Annotated in this window: 14 protein-coding genes; 11 read left to right on the top strand and 3 right to left on the bottom strand. The window is 72.9% G+C overall.

Translation table 11 applies throughout. The features are described from left to right. Positions 1 to 44 precede the first annotated feature (44 nt). Genes ACZ7LU_RS28490 through ACZ7LU_RS28480 form a run of 3 tightly spaced genes read left to right on the top strand, consistent with a single transcriptional unit; the run spans position 45 to position 3,369 of the window. Entirely contained in the window at positions 45 to 1,322 is a 1,278-nt protein-coding gene (locus ACZ7LU_RS28490) for a sensor histidine kinase (protein WP_471918391.1), read from the top strand. Continuing rightward, positions 1,307 to 1,957: a LuxR C-terminal-related transcriptional regulator gene (locus ACZ7LU_RS28485; protein WP_398297007.1), complete on the top strand. Its 651-nt coding sequence runs from the start codon at positions 1,307 to 1,309 to the stop codon at positions 1,955 to 1,957. The genes ACZ7LU_RS28490 and ACZ7LU_RS28485 overlap by 16 nt, the downstream gene beginning before the upstream one ends. A gap of 32 nt (positions 1,958 to 1,989) precedes the next feature. Beyond that, the gene (locus ACZ7LU_RS28480; protein ID WP_470975653.1) at positions 1,990 to 3,369 is read left to right on the top strand and encodes a DUF1996 domain-containing protein; all 1,380 of its coding nucleotides are present in this window, start codon (positions 1,990 to 1,992) and stop codon (positions 3,367 to 3,369) included. A gap of 13 nt (positions 3,370 to 3,382) precedes the next feature. Here ACZ7LU_RS28480 and ACZ7LU_RS28475 read toward each other — a convergent pair whose 3' ends face one another. Next, a complete protein-coding gene (locus tag ACZ7LU_RS28475; RefSeq protein ID WP_471918390.1) occupies positions 3,383 to 3,766 on the bottom strand; it encodes a hypothetical protein in 384 nt (127 codons plus the stop codon). 176 nt (positions 3,767 to 3,942) lie between these two features. Here ACZ7LU_RS28475 and ACZ7LU_RS28470 point away from each other — a divergent pair, with 176 nt between their 5' ends. The 6 genes from ACZ7LU_RS28470 (at position 3,943) to ACZ7LU_RS28445 (ending at position 13,258) form a co-directional block, all read left to right on the top strand. Next, positions 3,943 to 7,077 (top strand): alpha-N-acetylglucosaminidase, encoded by a 3,135-nt coding sequence (locus tag ACZ7LU_RS28470; RefSeq protein WP_471918389.1) that lies wholly within the window; start codon positions 3,943 to 3,945, stop codon positions 7,075 to 7,077. Between the two features lie 813 nt (positions 7,078 to 7,890). Further along, positions 7,891 to 8,394: a tetratricopeptide repeat protein gene (locus ACZ7LU_RS28465; RefSeq protein WP_471918388.1), complete on the top strand. Its 504-nt coding sequence runs from the start codon at positions 7,891 to 7,893 to the stop codon at positions 8,392 to 8,394. Positions 8,395 to 8,441: 47 nt separating this feature from the next. Further along, complete coding sequence (locus ACZ7LU_RS28460; protein ID WP_471918387.1) at positions 8,442 to 10,385, top strand: hypothetical protein; 1,944 nt, start codon at positions 8,442 to 8,444, stop codon at positions 10,383 to 10,385. Positions 10,386 to 10,472: 87 nt separating this feature from the next. Further along, a complete protein-coding gene (locus ACZ7LU_RS28455; RefSeq protein ID WP_468304266.1) occupies positions 10,473 to 11,387 on the top strand; it encodes a metal-dependent hydrolase in 915 nt (304 codons plus the stop codon). A gap of 1 nt (position 11,388) precedes the next feature. After that, a complete protein-coding gene (locus ACZ7LU_RS28450) occupies positions 11,389 to 12,456 on the top strand; it encodes a PDR/VanB family oxidoreductase (RefSeq protein WP_471918386.1) in 1,068 nt (355 codons plus the stop codon). Between the two features lie 67 nt (positions 12,457 to 12,523). Further along, complete coding sequence (locus ACZ7LU_RS28445; protein WP_398297023.1) at positions 12,524 to 13,258, top strand: TetR/AcrR family transcriptional regulator; 735 nt, start codon at positions 12,524 to 12,526, stop codon at positions 13,256 to 13,258. On the opposite strand, the gene ACZ7LU_RS28440 is transcribed toward ACZ7LU_RS28445, so the two are convergent. After that, positions 13,237 to 13,593, bottom strand: a complete 357-nt coding sequence (locus tag ACZ7LU_RS28440) for a 5-carboxymethyl-2-hydroxymuconate Delta-isomerase (RefSeq protein ID WP_471918385.1) — start codon at positions 13,591 to 13,593, stop codon at positions 13,237 to 13,239. The genes ACZ7LU_RS28445 and ACZ7LU_RS28440 overlap by 22 nt on opposite strands. 50 nt (positions 13,594 to 13,643) lie before the next feature. Here ACZ7LU_RS28440 and ACZ7LU_RS28435 point away from each other — a divergent pair, with 50 nt between their 5' ends. Further along, complete coding sequence (locus tag ACZ7LU_RS28435; protein ID WP_471918384.1) at positions 13,644 to 14,165, top strand: GNAT family N-acetyltransferase; 522 nt, start codon at positions 13,644 to 13,646, stop codon at positions 14,163 to 14,165. On the opposite strand, the gene ACZ7LU_RS28430 is transcribed toward ACZ7LU_RS28435, so the two are convergent. After that, positions 14,162 to 15,799 carry a SpoIIE family protein phosphatase gene (locus tag ACZ7LU_RS28430; protein WP_471918383.1) on the bottom strand — a complete coding sequence of 546 codons (1,638 nt, stop codon included), beginning with the start codon at positions 15,797 to 15,799 and terminating at the stop codon, positions 14,162 to 14,164. The two genes, ACZ7LU_RS28435 and ACZ7LU_RS28430, sit on opposite strands and share 4 nt — an antisense overlap. Before the next feature lie 335 nt (positions 15,800 to 16,134). Here ACZ7LU_RS28430 and ACZ7LU_RS28425 point away from each other — a divergent pair, with 335 nt between their 5' ends. Then, positions 16,135 to 17,796, top strand: a complete 1,662-nt coding sequence (locus tag ACZ7LU_RS28425) for a glycoside hydrolase family 13 protein (RefSeq protein ID WP_468304248.1) — start codon at positions 16,135 to 16,137, stop codon at positions 17,794 to 17,796. The last annotated feature ends 19 nt before the right edge of the window (positions 17,797 to 17,815 follow it).

Genomic DNA, 17,815 nt, shown 5'->3' with positions numbered 1-17,815 from the left:
CGCGGGGAACGCGGCCGGACCCACGGGGACGACGAGAGGGACTGATGACCATGACGAGGCTCAAGGACGCACTGATCGCGGGGGCGAGGGGCCTCTATCTGACGATCTTCGCGTTGGTGGGCTCGATCGTCCTCTTCGTGTTCTCGGTCCTCTCGATCGCGTTCATCCTGCTGGGTGTCGGCATCCTCACCACCCCGCTCGTCCTCGCGGGCGTGCGCGCGTACGCGAACTCCTACCGCCGCCGGGCCGCCGAGTGGTCCGGCGTGACGATCCCGGACGCCTACCGCCCCTTCCCCACCGACCTGCGCCCCGGCGTCACCGGGCAGGTGGAGCGCTGCACGCTGATGCTGAAGGACCCGGCGACCTGGCGCGACCTCCAGTGGCTCCTGGTGAACATGACCGCGGCCCCGGTCGTCGTCATCTTCGCCCCCGCGCTGCTGCTCTACATGGTGTACGGCTGGGTCCTCGCCCTCGGCGTCTGGGAGCCCATCCACGACGCGGGCGGCGGCGAGTGGTTCGCCTTCATCCACGTCACCTCGCAGTCCACCGCCAACCAGGCGGCGCTGCTCGGCATGGGCTTCTTCGCCCTCGGCGTCCTCGTCAACCCGTCCCTCGTGCGCGCCCACTTCCTGTTGGCCCGTACGTTCCTGGCCCCCACCACGAGCATGCGGGAGCGCGAGCTGGCCCGGCGCGTGGACCGGCTGACCGAGACCCGGCACGACGCCGTCGACAACTCCGCCGCCGAGCTGCGCCGCATCGAGCGCGACCTGCACGACGGCGCGCAGGCCCGCCTGGTCGCCATGGGCATGGACCTCGGCACCATCGAGGCGATGATCGAGTCCGACCCCGCCAAGGCCAAGGAGCTGCTCGCCAAGGCCCGGCAGAACTCCGGCGAGGCGCTGACCGAGCTGCGCGACCTGGTGCGCGGCATCCACCCGCCGGTCCTCGCCGAACGTGGCCTCGGCGACGCGGTGAAGGCCCTCGCGCTGCGCCTCCCCATCGCCACCGAGGTCGACGTGGAGCTGGCGGGGCGGGTCGAGGCGCCGGTGGAGTCCGCCGCGTACTTCGCGGTGAGCGAGACCCTGACCAACGCGATCAAGCACTCGGGGGGCGACCGCATCTGGGTGGACATGCACCACGCGGACGGCATGCTGCGCATCGCCGTCACGGACAACGGCAAGGGCGGCGCCGCGATCGGCTCCGGGTCCGGGCTGAGCGGTGTCGAACGCCGACTCGGTACATTCGACGGCGTACTGGCCGTCAGCAGCCCCGCGGGCGGTCCGACCATGGTGACCATGGAGATCCCTTGCGAGTTGTCCTAGCCGAAGACCTCTTCCTGCTGCGCGACGGCCTGGTGCGGATGCTGGAGGCGTTCGACTTCGAGATCGCGGCGGCCGTGGAGAGCGGGCCCGAACTGACCAAGGCGCTCGCGGAGTTGCGGCCGGACGTCGCCGTCGTGGACGTCCGGCTCCCGCCGTCCCACACCGACGAGGGCCTGCAGTGCGCGCTCGCCGCCCGCCGGGCCAGGCCCGGACTGCCCGTCCTCGTCCTCTCTCAGCACGTCGAGCAGTTGTACGCGCGCGAGCTCCTCGCCGACGGGAACGGCGGCGTCGGCTATCTCCTCAAGGACCGGGTGTTCGACGCGGCGCAGTTCATCGACGCCGTGCGCAGGGTCGCGGCCGGCGGCACCGCGATGGACCCGCAGGTGATCCAGCAGCTCCTGTCGCGGCACTCCGCCGAGGAGCCGCTCGCCGCGCTCACCCCGCGCGAGCGCGAGGTGCTCGAACTCATGGCGCAGGGCAGGTCGAACGCGGCCATCGCGGCGCAGCTCGTCGTCACCGAGCGGGCCATCGCGAAACACACGTCCAACATCTTCGGGAAACTGGACCTGGCGGTCTCCGACGACGACAACCGGCGCGTCCTCGCCGTCCTCGCGTATCTGGACCAGGGGCGCTGAACACGCCGGGCCGCTGATGCGTATGTAGTCCCATGGGACGTACCTCACGAAAACGATCAAGGCTGACGCGGCGGGTCGTCGCCACGTCCGCAGCGTTCATCATGGGCGGCGGCGCTCTGGTCGCCGTGAACGTCTACGCGAATGCCGGAGAAGGCGCGGACCGGCCCCCTCCGCGGGGTTCCGGGGATTCCGGACAGCAGGTGTCGACCATCAGCTGCCCGGATGTGGGCAATCAACTGCCCGAGGTGCCCGATGCCGCGCGGGGCGAAGTGGACCGGCGACTCGCCGACCTCGACGGCCAGATCACGGAGGCGTACGGGCAATTCGCACGGACACCGGACAAGGAGTCCCTGCTCGCGCCCTTGGCGGAGAAACGCAGGGAGACTCTCGGCGGCATCACGAATGCTCTGGAGCAGGCCGGCGCCCGGCCCCCCGAGGGGATCGACAGCATGGCGCCTTGCACGCTGCGCGCCGACGACCAGGGGCAGGGGCAGGATCAGGGTCAAGATCAAGGTCAGAGCGGTAACGGGCCCGAGGCCGGTGACTTCGTCGAGATCGAGTCCGTTCAGCCGAACGTCAAGCGCCCCCGCGACGGTCGCAATGCCTCCCGCGGCACCTTCACCACGAAATGCGGACGGAACGAGAACGGCAAATTCAATCCGGACAACGTCATCGTCGCGCCCGGTGTGAGCAATGGCGCGCACCACATGCACGACTACGTGGGAAACCAGGCGACGGACGCCTTTTCCAGCGACGCCGATCTCGCCGCCGGTCAGACCAGTTGCCGCAATCAGGGCGACAAGTCGACGTATTACTGGCCCGTCCTGAGGCTCCAGAACGGGCAGAACGAGGACGACGCCCAGGCCGACGGCGGCGGCAAGGACCAGAACGTCGGCGAAATCCAGACACCGTCCTCGGTGACCCTGAAGTTCGCCGGAAATCCGGTGAGCAAGGTCGTCGCCATGCCGCGCTTCCTGCGCATCATCACGGGTGACGCCAAAGCCTTCACCAATGGCGACGCCAACGCCAACGCGTCATGGAGCTGCACCGGATTCGAGAACCGGCAGCTGACGGACAAATACCCGATCTGCCCCGAGGGCAGCAAGGTCGTCCGGACCTTCAACTTCCAGAGCTGCTGGGACGGACAGAACACCGACAGCGCCAACCACCGCACCCACGTCGCCTTCGCCGACCGGCGCACCGGCGCCTGCCCGCGGGGCTTCCGCGCCATTCCCCAGCTGGTACAGCGCGTCGTGTACGACGTGCCGCCGGGGCCCGGCTTCGCCGTCGACTCGTTCCCCGAGCAGCTGCACAAACCCGTCACCGACCACGGCGACTTCATCAACGTCTTCGACGAACGGCTGATGCGGCGCGTCGCGAAGTGCGTCAACTCCGGGCAGCGCTGCACCTGACCCGCGGCACCGCTCACCCCTCGTGCCGGCCGTGGTGGTCGCCGTGCCTCCCCGCGGCGTCCACCACGGTTCCGCCGAGCCGGTCGCGCAGCTCCGAGATGTCGTCGGCGTCCCCGACCGCGACCCAGCTGCTGCCGCCGACGAGGTACGTACCGCCGTAGTCGTTCGCCTCGTCCAGCCATTCGGCCTGGCCACGGGCGTTTGTAAAGGTTACGAGGACATAGCGCCGGGCACCGTTCTCACAGGTGGCCTGGCGCAGTTCGGCCGCGTCCGTCCGGACGTCGGGCCTGCATCCCGCCTCGGCCGCCAGCTGCTCCAGGCTGCCGCTCGCCGTGCGCGGTGTGTCGTCACCCCCCGAGCCGCATCCCACCACTGCCAGCAGGGCTCCCACAGCCATGCCCGAAAGGGCGCTCCGTGCTGCCCGCACCGTCCGCGCCGCCCGCGTGCCTCGCGCTGCCCTCATCGTCCCAGCACTCCCTTTCAGCTATCTCGACCCGTCCGCTCCACGTGGACCGTTGAGCACGCGGGGCGACGCGGATACCGTGCGCGCAGCCTTCACCCCAGGGGGTACACATGTCCGAACCGTCCCGACGTACCGTGCTCGGCAGCGCGGGGGCCCTCGGCCTCGGTGCCGCGGTCGGCGGCCTGCCGGCCCTGACCGGCACCGCGGCCGCACGACCCGCCGAGGCTCCCGCCTTGGATACGGATGCCGCGCGCTCCGCGCTCAACAGACTCCTGCCGCACCACGCGCAACAGATCCGGCTCAGACTCGTCCCCGCGCGCGGCGGTGAGGGTCGCGAGGACCGCTTCAGAGTCACCGGCAGCACGGGCCGGATCGAGGTATCCGGTACGACGCCCGCGGTGCTGCTCACCGGCGTCCACTGGTACCTGAAGTACGTGTGCGGGGCCCACATCACCTGGAACGGCAGCCAGTTGGACCTGCCGCGCAGACTGCCCGCGCCGGCCCGGCCGCTGGAGCGGTCCACCTCGCTCCCCCACCGGTTCGCCCTGAACGACACCAACGACGGGTACACCGCGCCGTACGCCGACTGGGCGTACTGGGAGCGCATGATCGACGTACTCGCCCTGCACGGCTGCAACGAAGTCCTGGTCATAGCGGGCGCCGAGGCCGTGTACCACCGGGTGCTGCAGGAGTTCGGCTACTCCGACGCGGAGGCCAGGGCGTGGCTGCCCGCCCCCTCGCACCAGCCGTGGTGGCTGCTGCAGAACCTGTCCGGGTACGGCGGGCCCCTGTCACAGCAACTCATCGACGACCGGGCCCGGTTGGGGCGGCGCATCGTCGGCCGGCTGCGGGAGCTCGGGATCGCCCCGGTGCTGCCCGGCTACTACGGTCACGTCCCCGACGGGTTCGTCGAGCGCAACGGCGGCGACGCGCGGGTCGTGCCGCAGGGCGTCTGGCACGGGTTCCGGAGACCCGACTGGCTCGACCCACGCACCTCCGCCTTCGCGCGGGTCGCCGCCTCCTTCTACCGGCACCAGGAGCAGCTCTTCGGCCCCGCCGACCTCTTCAAGATGGACCTCCTGCACGAGGGCGGCACCGCGGGCGACGTGCCCGTGCCCGCCGCCGCCCGGGGCGTGGAGACGGCCCTGCGGACGGCGCGGCCCGGCGCGACCTGGGTGATACTCGGCTGGGAGGCCAATCCGCTGCCCGCGCTGCTCGACGCCGTCGACAAGAAGCGGATGCTGATCGTCGACGGTGTCTCGGACCGGTACGCGAGCGTCACGGACCGGGAGAAGGACTGGGGCGGCACGCCGTACGCCTTCGGGACCATCCCCAACTTCGGCGGGCGCACGACGATCGGCGCCCGCACCCACCTGTGGAACGAGAGGTTCTTCGCCTGGCGCGACAAGAAGAACAGCGCGCTGGTGGGCACGGCCTTCATGCCGGAGGCCACCGACCGGGACCCCGCCGCCTTCGAGCTCTTCTCCGAACTGGCCTGGACGAAGAGCCCGCCGGATCGGGCCGCGTGGTTCTCCTCGTACGCCGACTTCCGGTACGGCGGGCGCGACCGGGACGCGCGGGCCGCGTGGCGCGCGCTGCACGACACCGCTTACCAGCACACCGCCGTCGAGCGCAGCGACCCGCACGACTCGCTCTTCGCCGCCCGGCCCGACCTCGCGGCCGCGCGCGCCGCGGAGTACGCGCCGCGTGCGCTCACCTACGACCCGGGGCGGTTCGACGCCGCGCTCACCGGGCTCCTCGGGGTGTCGGGCGCGCTGCGGGACAGCGCCGCCTACCGGTACGACCTGGTCGACGTCGCCCGGCAGGCCCTCGCGCACCGCAGCCGCCAGCTCCTGCCGCAGCTGCGGGCCGCGTACGAGCGGAAGGACCGGGAGACCTTCGGCGCCCTGTCGAAGCTGTGGCTGCGGCTGATGCGGCTGTCGGACGACGTGACGGGCACCCACCCGGCGTTCCTGCTCGGCCCCTGGGTCGAGGACGCCCGCCGCATGGGGACGAACGACGCGGAGCGCGCGGAGTTCGAGCGCACCGCGAAGGTCCTGATCACCGTGTGGGGCGACCGGGCCACCTCCGACGCCGGCCGCCTCCACGACTACGGCAACCGCGAATGGCACGGCCTCATCCGCGACTTCTATGTGCCGCGCTGGCAGAAGTGGCTCGACGAACTGGCGGACGCGCTGGCCGCCGGGCGGCCGGCGAAGCCGGTGGACTGGTTCGCGTTCGAGGAGCCGTGGACGCGGGAGCGGAAGGACTATCCGCTGCGGCCCGTCGGCACGCCGTACCGGACGGTCTCGCGCGCGCGGGACGTGCTGGCGCGGGCGCCCTACCAAGGCACCCTGGAGGTCACGGCGGACCCGCCCGCCGTCCCGCCGGGCGGCCGTTCCCTGCTGACCGCGACCTTCCGCAACGTCAACGGGCTGCGCGCCACCGGGCGCGTCGACTTCGCGTTGACCGGCATCGAGGCGGAGCCGGTCGGGCCCGTGTCGCTGCCACGGGTCGCGCCCGCCGGGACGGGAAAGGTGGCGTGGCGGGCCACCACACCGGGAACCCCGCTGGACCGCCCGCTGCGGCCGCTCCCCTACGAGATCGCCGTGCGGTACGGGCCGCTGGGCGAGCGCCGGGTGCGGTCCGTGCACGAGGGCACGCTGTTCGAGGCCGGTCCGGTGAGCGACGCGTGGCTGACCTACAGCAACAACGCCGCCGTGTTCGGGGAGCTCGCGGGGCGGTACGCGATCGACGGGGGCGGCGCCGATCTGTGGAAGGGGACCGCCGAGTTCGGGACGCTGTACCGGGGCGGGGCGCTGCGGGACGGGGTGTCGGTGACGGTACGGGTGGACGCGCAGGCGGTGACGGGGCCGTGGGCCCGGGCGGGCCTCATCACCCGCACCTCCCTGCGCACGCCGCTCTCCCCCGGCTTCGTCAACCTCGCCGTCACCCCCGCCAACGGGGTCGTCCTCTCCTACGACACGAACGGTGACGGCACGCTGGACACGTATCAGCGCGTCACCGGCGTCAAGGCGCCGGTGACGCTGCGGTTGTCCCGCGCGGGCACGTCGTTCACGGGCGCGTTCTCGACGGACGACGGCGCGACGTGGCGCACGGTGGCAACGGTGCAGGTCCCGGGCGCGGCACCGGCTCAGGACGTGGGCCTGTTCATGAGCGCGACGAACGGGGGCGACGGGGAGCGCGGGACGGTGGAGTTCAGCGGGTGGGGGGTGGAGGGGTAGGGGGCTGCTCTGTGCGCGCGGGGCCCTGCGGCGCTTGGCGCGCGTGGTGCGCGTGGTGCGGGTCGCGCCTTCTGCCCGTCTGTGGGTGCGGGGCCGCGGGGGTATGTACGTACTCGCCATCACTACGCGCCACGCCTCAAGAACAAAGACGCCACAGTGCGCTCAGTGCTCCGTGCGCACATACCCCCACGTCCCCTCCCGTCTCGATCGCGGCTGCCGGCCGGTGGGGGTTCCCCGCGTTCGCTCCCCTGCCCGGCAGCTGCGCCCCGGTGGGGGTTCACAGCCTTCGCTCCCCTGCACGGCAGCTGCGCCCCGGCGGGGGTCCCCACCTTCCCCCCCTGCCTGGCAGCTGCGGCCCGGTGGGGGTACCCCGCCTTCCCCTCCTGCGCGGCAACTGCGGCCCGGTGGGGGTTCACAGCCTTTGCTCCCCTGCATGGCAGCTGCGGCCCGGCGGGGCACCCCCGCCTCTGCCCCCTGGGCGGCGGCTGGGTTTGGGGGCAATCCTCGCCCACCCGCGCGACTCCCGCAGGACATCGCAGAGCAACCCCCACCCACCCGCGCTACTCCCACGGGACATCGCGGAGCAACCCCCACCCACCCGCGCGACTCCCGCAGGACATCGCAGAGCAACCCCCACTCCCCCGCCCCTACCCCCGCGGGACGGCGCGGGGCAAACGGGTGGGTGGGTGGGGAGCATCCGCCGCGGAGCGGCGGGCTTGGGGACCTGCCCCAGCGGGACGGTGCAGGGGGACCCGCCCGCTCCGCCCAAGAAAAGGGGTGGCCCAGGGGTGGGGTGGATGTCACCGTGGGGGGATGGATGAAGCGTGGGAGCGGCGGGTTGCCGAGGCTTGGGGGAAGTTCGACTCCTATGGGGAGGAGGAGGGCGCGGTGTTTCGGGGGGTGATCGACGACCTCGTAAGCGAGTTGCCCCCTGCACACCCCGTCGGCCTCTTCGAGCGCGCCTCCGCCTTCGATTCCACCGGCCACTCCGACCGCGCCGTCCCGCTCTACCAAGAAGCCCTGGAGCGCGGCCTGGACGGGTATCGCAGGCGGCGTACGGCCGTACAGCTCGCCAGTTCGTTGCGGAACGTGGGTCGGGCCGAGGAAGGTGTCGCCCTGCTGAGGCGCGAACTGGACGCGGGCTCCGACGAGTTGGACGACGCCGTGCGCGCCTGTCTCGCGCTGTGCCTCGCCGATCTCGGCCGTGAGCGCGAGGGGCTCGCCCTCGTGCTCGGGGCGCTCGCGCCCCATCTGCCGCGCTATCAGCGGTCGATGGCCCATTACGCCCGGGCGCTCGTCGCGGACGGTCAGTCATGAGGTGACCAACCGAGGATTCGCTCGTTTTGCTGAACGTGTCGTCGAATGTGCAGTCTCCGCCGAAGTCCCCGAAGTCACCGAAGTCCAGCGGCCCCGCTCCCGTCGTCGACGTGGAGCAGGCCGAGGCCGCCCTCGTCGAGCACTACCCACGGCTCGTGCGGCTCGCCTATCTGGTGCTGCCGCCGAGTCTGGGCCGCAACCGCCGGGTCCTGACCGCCCACGCCCTCACCCAGCGCGCCCTGCCGCGCAGCCGCAGGACGGGCGAGGCGGTCGCCGTCCCGGCCCAGCGGAACAGCGGGAGCGGCGGGAGTGGGGGGAGTGGTGGGCCGCAGGGGGATCCGGCCTACTCGTACGTGCGGCTCCAAGTGGTGTGCGGCGCTCTCGTCGCCGGCGAGCCCCTGCGGTGGCGTTCCTGGCCCAAGCGGGCGCAGTTGCCGCCGCTGCTGCCGCAGGTCCGCGGGCTGCGGCTCTTCCCGCGCTCGGGTGGCGCCGACGAACTCGACCTGGACCAGCGGCTGGCCGACCTGTCGGGTGCCGCCCGCGCCGCCTACGTACTGCGCGGGATGGAGGGCCTCGACGACGACGGCGTGTATGACGTCCTCACCGCCGCGGGCTGTGACGACCCCGAGGACGCCCTCGACGAGGCCGACGAGGTCGAGGAGCGGTACGAACTGCTCGCGTCGCCCGAGTTCGACCCCTGCACCCTCCAGGCCCGGCCGACCGACCTGATGCGGCGCAGGCAGCACATGAAGGCCGCCGGTGTCGCGGTCGCCGCCGCGCTGGTGTGCGGGGCCCTGCTCGGCATGCCCGGCGACGGCTGGGGGCCCGACGGAGCCGCCGCGCCGCCCTATGCGCAGAACCCGGCCGGGCAGGCCGCGCTCGATCCGGCGCAGTTGCGGGCGGCTCCCGCGGGGGCGTGGAAACGTTCCGCCCGTACCGACTTCTCCGTGTGGCCCGCCCGCGGCAACCTCATCGGCGACAAGGAGCTCCTCCGCCGCGCCCTCGCCGTCTGGGCGCGGCCCGGCGAGTCCGTGCAGGTCTCCGCGACGCCGGGCACCGCGGCCGGTGCGCCGCCCGGCCCCGCCCAGCTGCTCTTCGCCGGCGAGGTCGACTCCGCGCGCGTGGTGCTGCTCTACGACGGCCTGCGCATCGTGCGGTACGCGGAACCGCAGGAGGGCACGAGCGGCGCGGCGCTCGACTTCGCGCGTGTGGACGGCGCGACCAGCGCCGAGGCGAACGCCGTCGTCGTCGACCGCGCCGACGGGAACATCCGCTATCTGACGGCTCCCTGGGTGCGGTCCGCCGCGGTGCAGGATCTGCTGAAGCCCGCCACGAAGGCCGCCGCGCTGCGCCGTTCCGATGACGGTGTCACCGAGCCCTTCGCCGGGCCCGCGCAGGCCGGGCAGTGCACGTCGTGGAACGCGCTGCGGCTGCGGGACCACTCCGGCGCGGTGCGCATGTCGACCGACCTCGGCGAGCTCGTCCCCGCCCATCTGACGGCCGGCCGCCCGCGGGCCCCGCGCGAGGCCACGCCCGCGGACTGGTCGAAGTCCGCGTGCTCCCTCGCGTCGGTGCGCTCGCACGGCATCCGGTCCGTGAACTCGTGGACGTACGCCCGTCAGGCCCTGCCCGAGGGCAACGGCGTCGCGGACTGGGCCTGCACCCGCGCCGAGACCTGGCGGGGCCTCGGCAGCCGTACCCTCGCCGAGTTCCGGACCCCCGAAGGGCCCGCGGGCGCCATCGCCGCGCAGGCCGGGGACTCCCCCGCCTGCGGCGCCCGCGCCCCGCACGTGCTCGCGGGCGTCCTGTGGAAGTCCCGGGCCGGAAGCTGGTACCTCCTCGGCGCGGGCAGCAAGAACGTCACCTCCATCACCGCGTCCGGCGGCACGCGCGTGGCCGGCAACCTCCTGGCCACCAGGACGGAGCGGACCGCGCAGGCGCGGCTCAGCGGCAGGCTCGGCGACGGCACGAAGGTGCAGACGCTGCGGTAGGCGACCGGAGGCCCGGCCGGGGGGTCCGCCCAAGTTCCCCGCGCAGACCCCTGTACCCCCCGGCCTACCCATCAGTACATTGACGCCATGTCTAATACGCAGAGCCGGGCGCCGGAGCCCGTCGCGTCCGAGCACATACCGCTCAAGGCACGCAACGTCTCCTTCTCCTGGGAGAACACCCCGCTCCACTGGCTCCCGGGCGACCCGTTCACGACCCACACCATCAACGTGCTGCATCTGCTGCTGCCCGCCGGTGAGCGCTGGTTCGTGCACGTCTACAAGCAGGTGCTGCCGCTCATCCGCGACGAGCGGCTCCGCGCGGACGTCATCGGGTTCATCGGCCAGGAGGCCATGCACTCCCAGGCACACGACGAGGTCCTGCCGCACCTCAAGGAGCAGGGGCTCGACCCGACGCCGTACACCGCGCAGGTCGACTGGCTCTTCGAGAAGCTGCTCGGCGACCGGACGCTGCCACCGGGCAGGGCGAGCCGGTGGTGGCTGATGGAGCGCGTGGCGATGATCGCGGCCATCGAGCACTACACCGCGTTCCTCGGCGACTGGGTGCTCAACGCCGGGGAGCTGGACCGCAGGGGCGCCGACCCGACGATGCTGGACCTGCTGCGCTGGCACGGCGCGGAGGAGGTCGAGCACCGCTCCGTCGCCTTCGAGGTGTTCATGCACGTCGACGGCGGCTACCGGCGGCGGGCCAGGACGTGGGCGACCGCGTTCGGCGCCCTGGTGTTCCTCTGGCAGCGCGGGGCGCGGTTCTTCATGGAGAACGACCCGACGCTCGTCGACGGCAGGGCGACCTTCAAGGACTTCCACCGGAGCGGGCGCGCCGGGACACTTCCGTCCACCGGTGCCATGATCCGCTCCATCCCCCGCTACCTGAGCCGGAGTTACCACCCTTCACAGGAAGGCAGCACGGAGCAAGCTGTCGCCTATCTGGCCTCCTCGCCCGCCGCCCGCGCCGCTCTCGCCGCCGAGAAGGGGACCGTCTGACATGCCCCGCATCCGCACCGTCGCCCTCGCCGCGGGCGTCGCCCTGCTCACCAGACGGGCCATGCGGCGCCGCATCGAGGCCTCCCCGCTGTGGCCGCTGCCCGCCCTTGCGGAGCCGGTCTCCGGGCGGCCCCGCTCCCGGGCGCTGCGACTCCGCGTCGCCCGCCACGAGACGATCGCCGACGGTGTCGTACAACTGCGTCTGGAAGGCGCTGACTTGCCGTCGTGGGAGCCGGGTGCCCATCTCGACGTCGTGCTGCCGTCGGGGCTCGTGCGGCAGTACTCGCTCTGCGGCGACCCCGAGGACTCCTCCTCGTACACCGTCGCGACCCGGCTGATCACGGCCGAGCAGGGCGGTAGGGGCGGCTCCCGCGAGGTGCACGGGCTCCGTGAGGGCGTACAGGTCGAGGTGCGCGGGCCGCGCAACCGCTTCCCGCTCGCCGACGCGGCGTCGTACGTGTTCGTGGCCGGGGGCATCGGTATCACGCCGATCCTGCCGATGCTGCGGGCCGTCGAGGCCTCCGGGGCACAGTGGCGGCTGCTGTACGGAGGGCGTTCCCGTGCCTCGATACCCTTCCTCGAAGAGGTCGAGAAGCTCGGCGGGGCCGGGCGGGGGCGCGTCACCGTCGTCGCGGAGGACGAGGACGGGCTGCCGGACCTCGCCGCCTTCCTCGACGGTACGCCGCGCGGCACCGCCGTCCACGTGTGCGGGCCCGAGGCTCTGATGGACGCCGTCGCCGCCGTCCTGCCGGACGGGTGTGCGCTGCACCTCGAACGTTTCGCGCCACGCACGTCGGCCGACGGCAACGCCCCCTTCGAGGTCGAACTGCGCCGCAGCGGACGCACGGTGGCCGTCGCCGCGGACACCACGGTGCTCGCCGCCGTCCGCGCCGCGCTGCCGGACACCGCGTACAGCTGCGAGCAGGGTTTCTGCGGTACGTGCCAACAGCGTGTCGTGGAAGGGGAGATCGACCACCGGGACGAGCTGCTCACGGACGGCGAGCGGGCCGGCTCCATGCTCATCTGCGTCTCGCGGGCGCGCGGCGAGCGGATCGTCCTCGACATGTGAGGTGAGCACCCCGGGCGGACGCGCACCGGTCGGCCGAGGGGCCGGTTCTGCTCGGTAAGGTGTTCGCATGACAACCGGGGTGCGCCGCAGGATGGGTGTCGAGGAGCGGCGGCAGCAGTTGATCGGGGTCGCGCTCGAACTGTTCAGCCACCGCTCCCCCGACGACGTCTCCATCGACGAGATAGCAGCGGCCGCGGGCATCTCGCGCCCGCTGGTCTACCACTACTTCCCCGGCAAACTCAGCCTGTACGAGGCGGCGTTGCGCCGGGCGGCGGAGGATCTGGCCGAGCGGTTCGTGGAGCCGCGCGAAGGGCCGCTCGGGGCGCGTCTGCTGCGGGTGATGGGGCGCTTCCTCGCCTTCGTCGACGAGCACGGCCCCGGCTTCTCCGCGCTGATGCGGGGCGGTCCCGCGGTCTCGGCGGGCGGGGCGCTCGCGCGGGAGACGGCCTCCGCGACGAACGCGCTGATCGACTCGGTGCGGCAGGCGGCGTACGACCAGATCCTCGCGCATCTGGGGGTCGGCGACCCGCCCGCCCGGCTCGAACTCGTCGTGCGGTCATGGATCTCGCTCGCCGAGTCGACGGCGCTGATCTGGCTGGACGGCCGGCGCATCCCGCGCGGGGAACTGGAGTTGCAGCTGGTGCACGACTTCGCGGCGCTGGCCGCGGTGAGCGCCGCGTACGACGAGGAGATGGCGGCGCTGCTGCGGGGCATCCTCGCCGCGGAGCCGGCCGACGGCCCGTTCGCCCAGCTCCTCGACCGGCTGTTCGCGCTGGCGCCTCAGGCCGCGGACTTCCGGTAGGAGGCGTCCAGGTCCCGGATCTCGGCTGATGCGTGCAGCCGCAGCCCGTCGGCGGCCTTCACGTACTGCCGCACGAGGTCGAGCGCGCCTTCCGTGACCCGCGCCTTGGTCTCCTCGGAGCGCCCGGGCAGCAGTCCGATCATGACGTGGACGATGCCGTCGCTGCCCGCGCCGTCGCCCACGACGCACTCCTCGGTCCGGACGAACCGGGTCTTGCAGGCGTCCGACGAGGCGCCCGCGACGTCGACGAGCAGCGGGTGCAGGGCGAGGGCGAACCCTCTGCGGTCGAAGCCGTCCGCGACCTGCTCGGAATAGTCGACGGTGATCTGCGGCATGGGCCACCCCTTGTTCGGTCGATGTCATCCCCACCTTTACGGTGATCGACATGACGGCGCAACTGACCGTCCGCAGCGCGGACATCGACGACACGGCCACACTGGTCGACCTCTACGAAGGTGCGGCCCGCTGGATGCTGGACCACGGCATCGACCAGTGGAAGCCGGGCGCCAAGGACGAGCGGCACTTCCGCCGGCTGATCGAGTCCCCCTCGGCGGAGGTGTGGCTCGCGCGGGACGCCACGGGGAGCCTCGGGGCGTACGAGCTGTGGTGGTCCGACGAGCAGGCGTGGGGCGCCCAGCCGCCGGTGGCCGGGTACGTGCACCGGCTGATGACGCGGCGCGGGGCACCCGCGGGGACGGGCCGGGCGCTGCTGCGGGACGCCGAGCGGCGCATCGCCGCGGCCGGCCGCGCCTTGTGCCGCCTGGACGTCGTGGTGACCAACCCGCGCCTGCGCACGTACTACGAAGAGGCCGGTTACGCGGCCGTCGGGGAGCTCCGGGACAAGCTCTCCGCCGATGGAAGACCGTACGGCGTGCTGCTCATGGAGCGGCCGCTCCTGGTCCGTTAGGACCCGTCCGCGCGCAGCCGCATGGCGAGCAGGGCGATGTCGTCGTCGCGGCCGTGGCCGAGGCAGGCGAGCAGGGTGTCGCAGAGGGCCGCGACGCCGAGGGGCGCCTCGGCCGCGACCGCGCGCAGCTGCTCCATGGAGACGGCGAGGTCGGTGCCGCGGGTCTCGATGAGCCCGTCGGTGATCAGGAGGAGCCGGTCGGTGCGGCGCAGGACCGTCTCGGTGGGCGCCGGCCTGTTCAGGCCGAGGCCGAGCAGCGGGCCGCTGGCCCTGAGGTAGTCGGCGGTGCCGTCGTTCCCGACGATGAGGGGCGGGATGTGCCCGGCGTTGGCGACGCGGGTGTGGCCGGTGGCCGGGTCGGTGAGTGCGAGGCAGAGGGTGGCGGTCACCTCGGGGTGGTAGCGCTGCAGCATGTTGTCGAGGCGCCGGGCGAGGGAGCCGGGGTCGGGGTCCTCGATGCAGTAGGCGCGCAGCGCGTGCCGGATCTCGACCATCACGGTGGCGGCATCCAGGGAGTGGCCGACGACGTCGCCGATGCCGGTGAGGAGGCCCTGCGAGGTGCTGAGCGAGGCGTAGAAGTCGCCGCCGATCTCCGTGTCGCGGGAGGCGGGTTCGTAGCGGACGACGACTTCCGTGCCGGGGGTCTGGGGCACGTGCGCGGGCAGGAAGCTGCGCTGGAGGGTCAGGGCGATGTGGCGCTCCACCTCGTACATCAGCAGTCGCTCGGCGGCGACCGCGGTGGCGTGGGCGAGCCGCCCCACGAACCGGCCGGTGCCCGGCACGAGTCCGTTGGCGTAGGCGGGGGTGGCGAGGCAGACCGGCGCGGCCCCTTCGCGGGCGCGGGCCAGGGTGAGCCGGGCGCCGCCCGGGACGCCGGTGTCGTCGGCCTGGTCGGTGTGGAAGAAGCCGGCCGGCCACAGAGGTGCGGGCACGACGAGGTCGCGCACGCCGACCCGGCCCGACATGTCGCGCTCGATCAGGAGGGCCACCGCCTCGTGCGCGCCGTCGTCGGGCAGGGAGGCGGTGGCTCTGCGCCGCGACAGGCCCCGGTGGACCTCGCCGTCGTCACCGAGGACGAACGCGGCGGCGGGGCCGTGGGTGAGGCGGGCCGCGCCGGTCGCCGCGGCCTCGGCGAGCTCGCGCGGGCAGCGGGCCGACTGCACGTCAAGGATGGTCTCTGCGAGCCGGGTGAGGTGTCCGGCCTGGGCCTCGGCGTGGGTGCGGTGGCGGGCGCCGCGGGCGGCGGCCCGCACGACGGCCTGGATCTCCTCCGGTTCGGCGGGCACGGTCAGATAGGCCTCGCCGCCCGCGTCGAGCCCGCGGCACCGGTCGGCCGGGGCTATCCGGGCGGCCGAGAAGTGCACGACGGGCAGCGCGGCGAACGGCGGTGACTCCTTGAGGCGGCGGCAGAGTTCGAAGCCGCTCATGTCGGGCAGGCCGACGTCGACGAGTGCCACGTCCGGCAGTTCGCCGGTGCGTCGGCGCACGTCGAGCTCGATGAGCGCCTCGCTCGCGCTGGCCGCGAGCACGACGGAGTGGCCGTCCCTGCGCAGGACGGCGCTCAGTGCGTATCGGCTGGCGGCGACGTCGTCTACCACCAGGATCGTGGTGCGTGCCTTGCCGTTGACGCTCACTCGGGGGCCCCTTTGGGGCTGGTGGGGCAGACCCCCTTCGGGCCCGCCCGACCAAGTTAGCGCTCCGACGCACGCTCCGGGAGATGATGACGACGCTACGACCGGGAACGGTGAAGATCCAGGAACTTTCCTCGTGGCCCGGGCTTGTGACGATACGATCTGCGCCCACCTCCGGGCGGTGTTCCCCCCCCCGGTACGCCGGGCCGGAACGCACCGGTGTGGCGCAGGCCGTCGTGACCTTCGTGTTCCGCCGGGCGTTTTACCGGAGTGTCCGACCGCCCCGCCCCGCGCCCCCGCGCCCGACCCCGTAACTTCCCGTACCGGCAAGGGACTCCATGACCCAGAACGTCACCACCGCACCCACCACCGGCTCCGCGTCCGCCCGGGAGTGGTGGCGCGACGCGGTCATCTACCAGGTCTACCCGCGCAGCTTCGCCGACGGGAACGGCGACGGCATGGGGGACCTGCCCGGCATCACGGCCCGCCTGCCCTACCTGCGCGACCTGGGCGTGGACGCCGTCTGGCTCTCGCCCTTCTACGCGTCGCCGCAGGCCGACGCGGGCTACGACGTGGCGGACTACCGCGCCGTCGACCCGATGTTCGGGACCCTCGCCGACGCCGACCGGCTCGTCCGCGAGACCCACGCGCTCGGGCTGCGCTTCATCGTCGACATCGTGCCCAACCACTGTTCGGACCAGCACGCGTGGTTCCGGCAGGCGCTGCGGGACGGGCCGGGGTCGGCGGCGCGCGAGCGCTTCTTCTTCCGCCCCGGCAGGGGCGCCGACGGGTCCCTGCCCCCGAACGACTGGGAGTCCGTCTTCGGCGGCCCCGCCTGGACCCGGGTCGAGGACGGCGAGTGGTACCTCCACCTCTTCGCGGCCGAGCAGCCCGACTTCGACTGGGCGCACCCGGACGTCCACGAGGAGTTCCGCTCCGTCCTGCGCTTCTGGCTCGACCTCGGCGTCGACGGCTTCCGCATCGACGTCGCCCACGGCCTCGTCAAGGCGCCGGGCCTGCCGGACATCGGCCACGCGGAGCAGGTCAGGCTGCTCGGCAAGCAGGCCGTGCCGTACTTCGACCAGGACGGCGTGCACGAGATCTACCGCGACTGGCGGCGCATCCTGGACGAGTACGGGGCCGGCCCCGGCACCGAGCGGATCGCCGTCGCCGAGGCGTGGACCCCGACGGTCGAGCGCAGCGCCCTGTACCTGCGCCGCGGCGAGCTGCACCAGGCCTTCAACTTCGAGTATCTGACGACCGGCTGGGACGCCGCCGCGCTGCGCGCCGTCATCGACCGCTCCCTCGCCGCGATGAACGCGGTGGACGCGCCCGCCACCTGGGTGCTCTCCAACCACGACGTCGTACGTCACTCGACGCGCTTCGCCGACGGCGACGGGGCCCGCGGGCTGCGCAGGGCGCGGGCCGCCACGCTGTTGATGCTGGCGCTGCCCGGCTCCGCGTACCTCTACCAGGGCGAGGAGCTCGGCCTGCCGGAGGTGACCGAACTGCCGGACGAGGTGCGGCAGGACCCGGCGTTCTTCCGCGGTTCGGGGCAGGACGGCACGCGGGACGGCTGCCGGGTGCCGCTGCCGTGGTCCGGTGAGCGCCCGCCGTACGGCTTCGGGCCGGTCGAGGGCGGTCCGAGCTGGCTGCCGCAGCCGGACTCCTGGCGGGATCTTTCGGTGGCGGCGCAGACGGGCGACCCGGCGTCCACGCTGGAGTTCTACCGCCGTGCCCTGGCGGTGCGCCGCGCGCATCCGGCGCTCGGCGCGGGCCGTGACGTCGCGTGGGTGCCGGCGCCCGACGGCGTGCTCGCCTTCCGCCGCACCACCGCCGCCGGTTCGTTCGTGTGCACGACGAACGTCTCCGCGTCCCCCGTCACGGTGCCCACGCCCGGCACGCCGCTCCTCGCGAGCGCGGACGTGGCGCCGGAGGCCGGGCCGGACGCGGGATGGACCGTACTGCCGGCTGATTCAACGGTCTGGTGGGCAGCCTGAGATACGACCGGTACAGTCC

This window comes from Streptomyces sp. NPDC039462 (genome assembly GCF_055639375.1).
The sequence above is the reverse complement of the archived record's forward strand: the minus strand, read 5'-3'. Positions and strand labels throughout refer to the sequence as shown.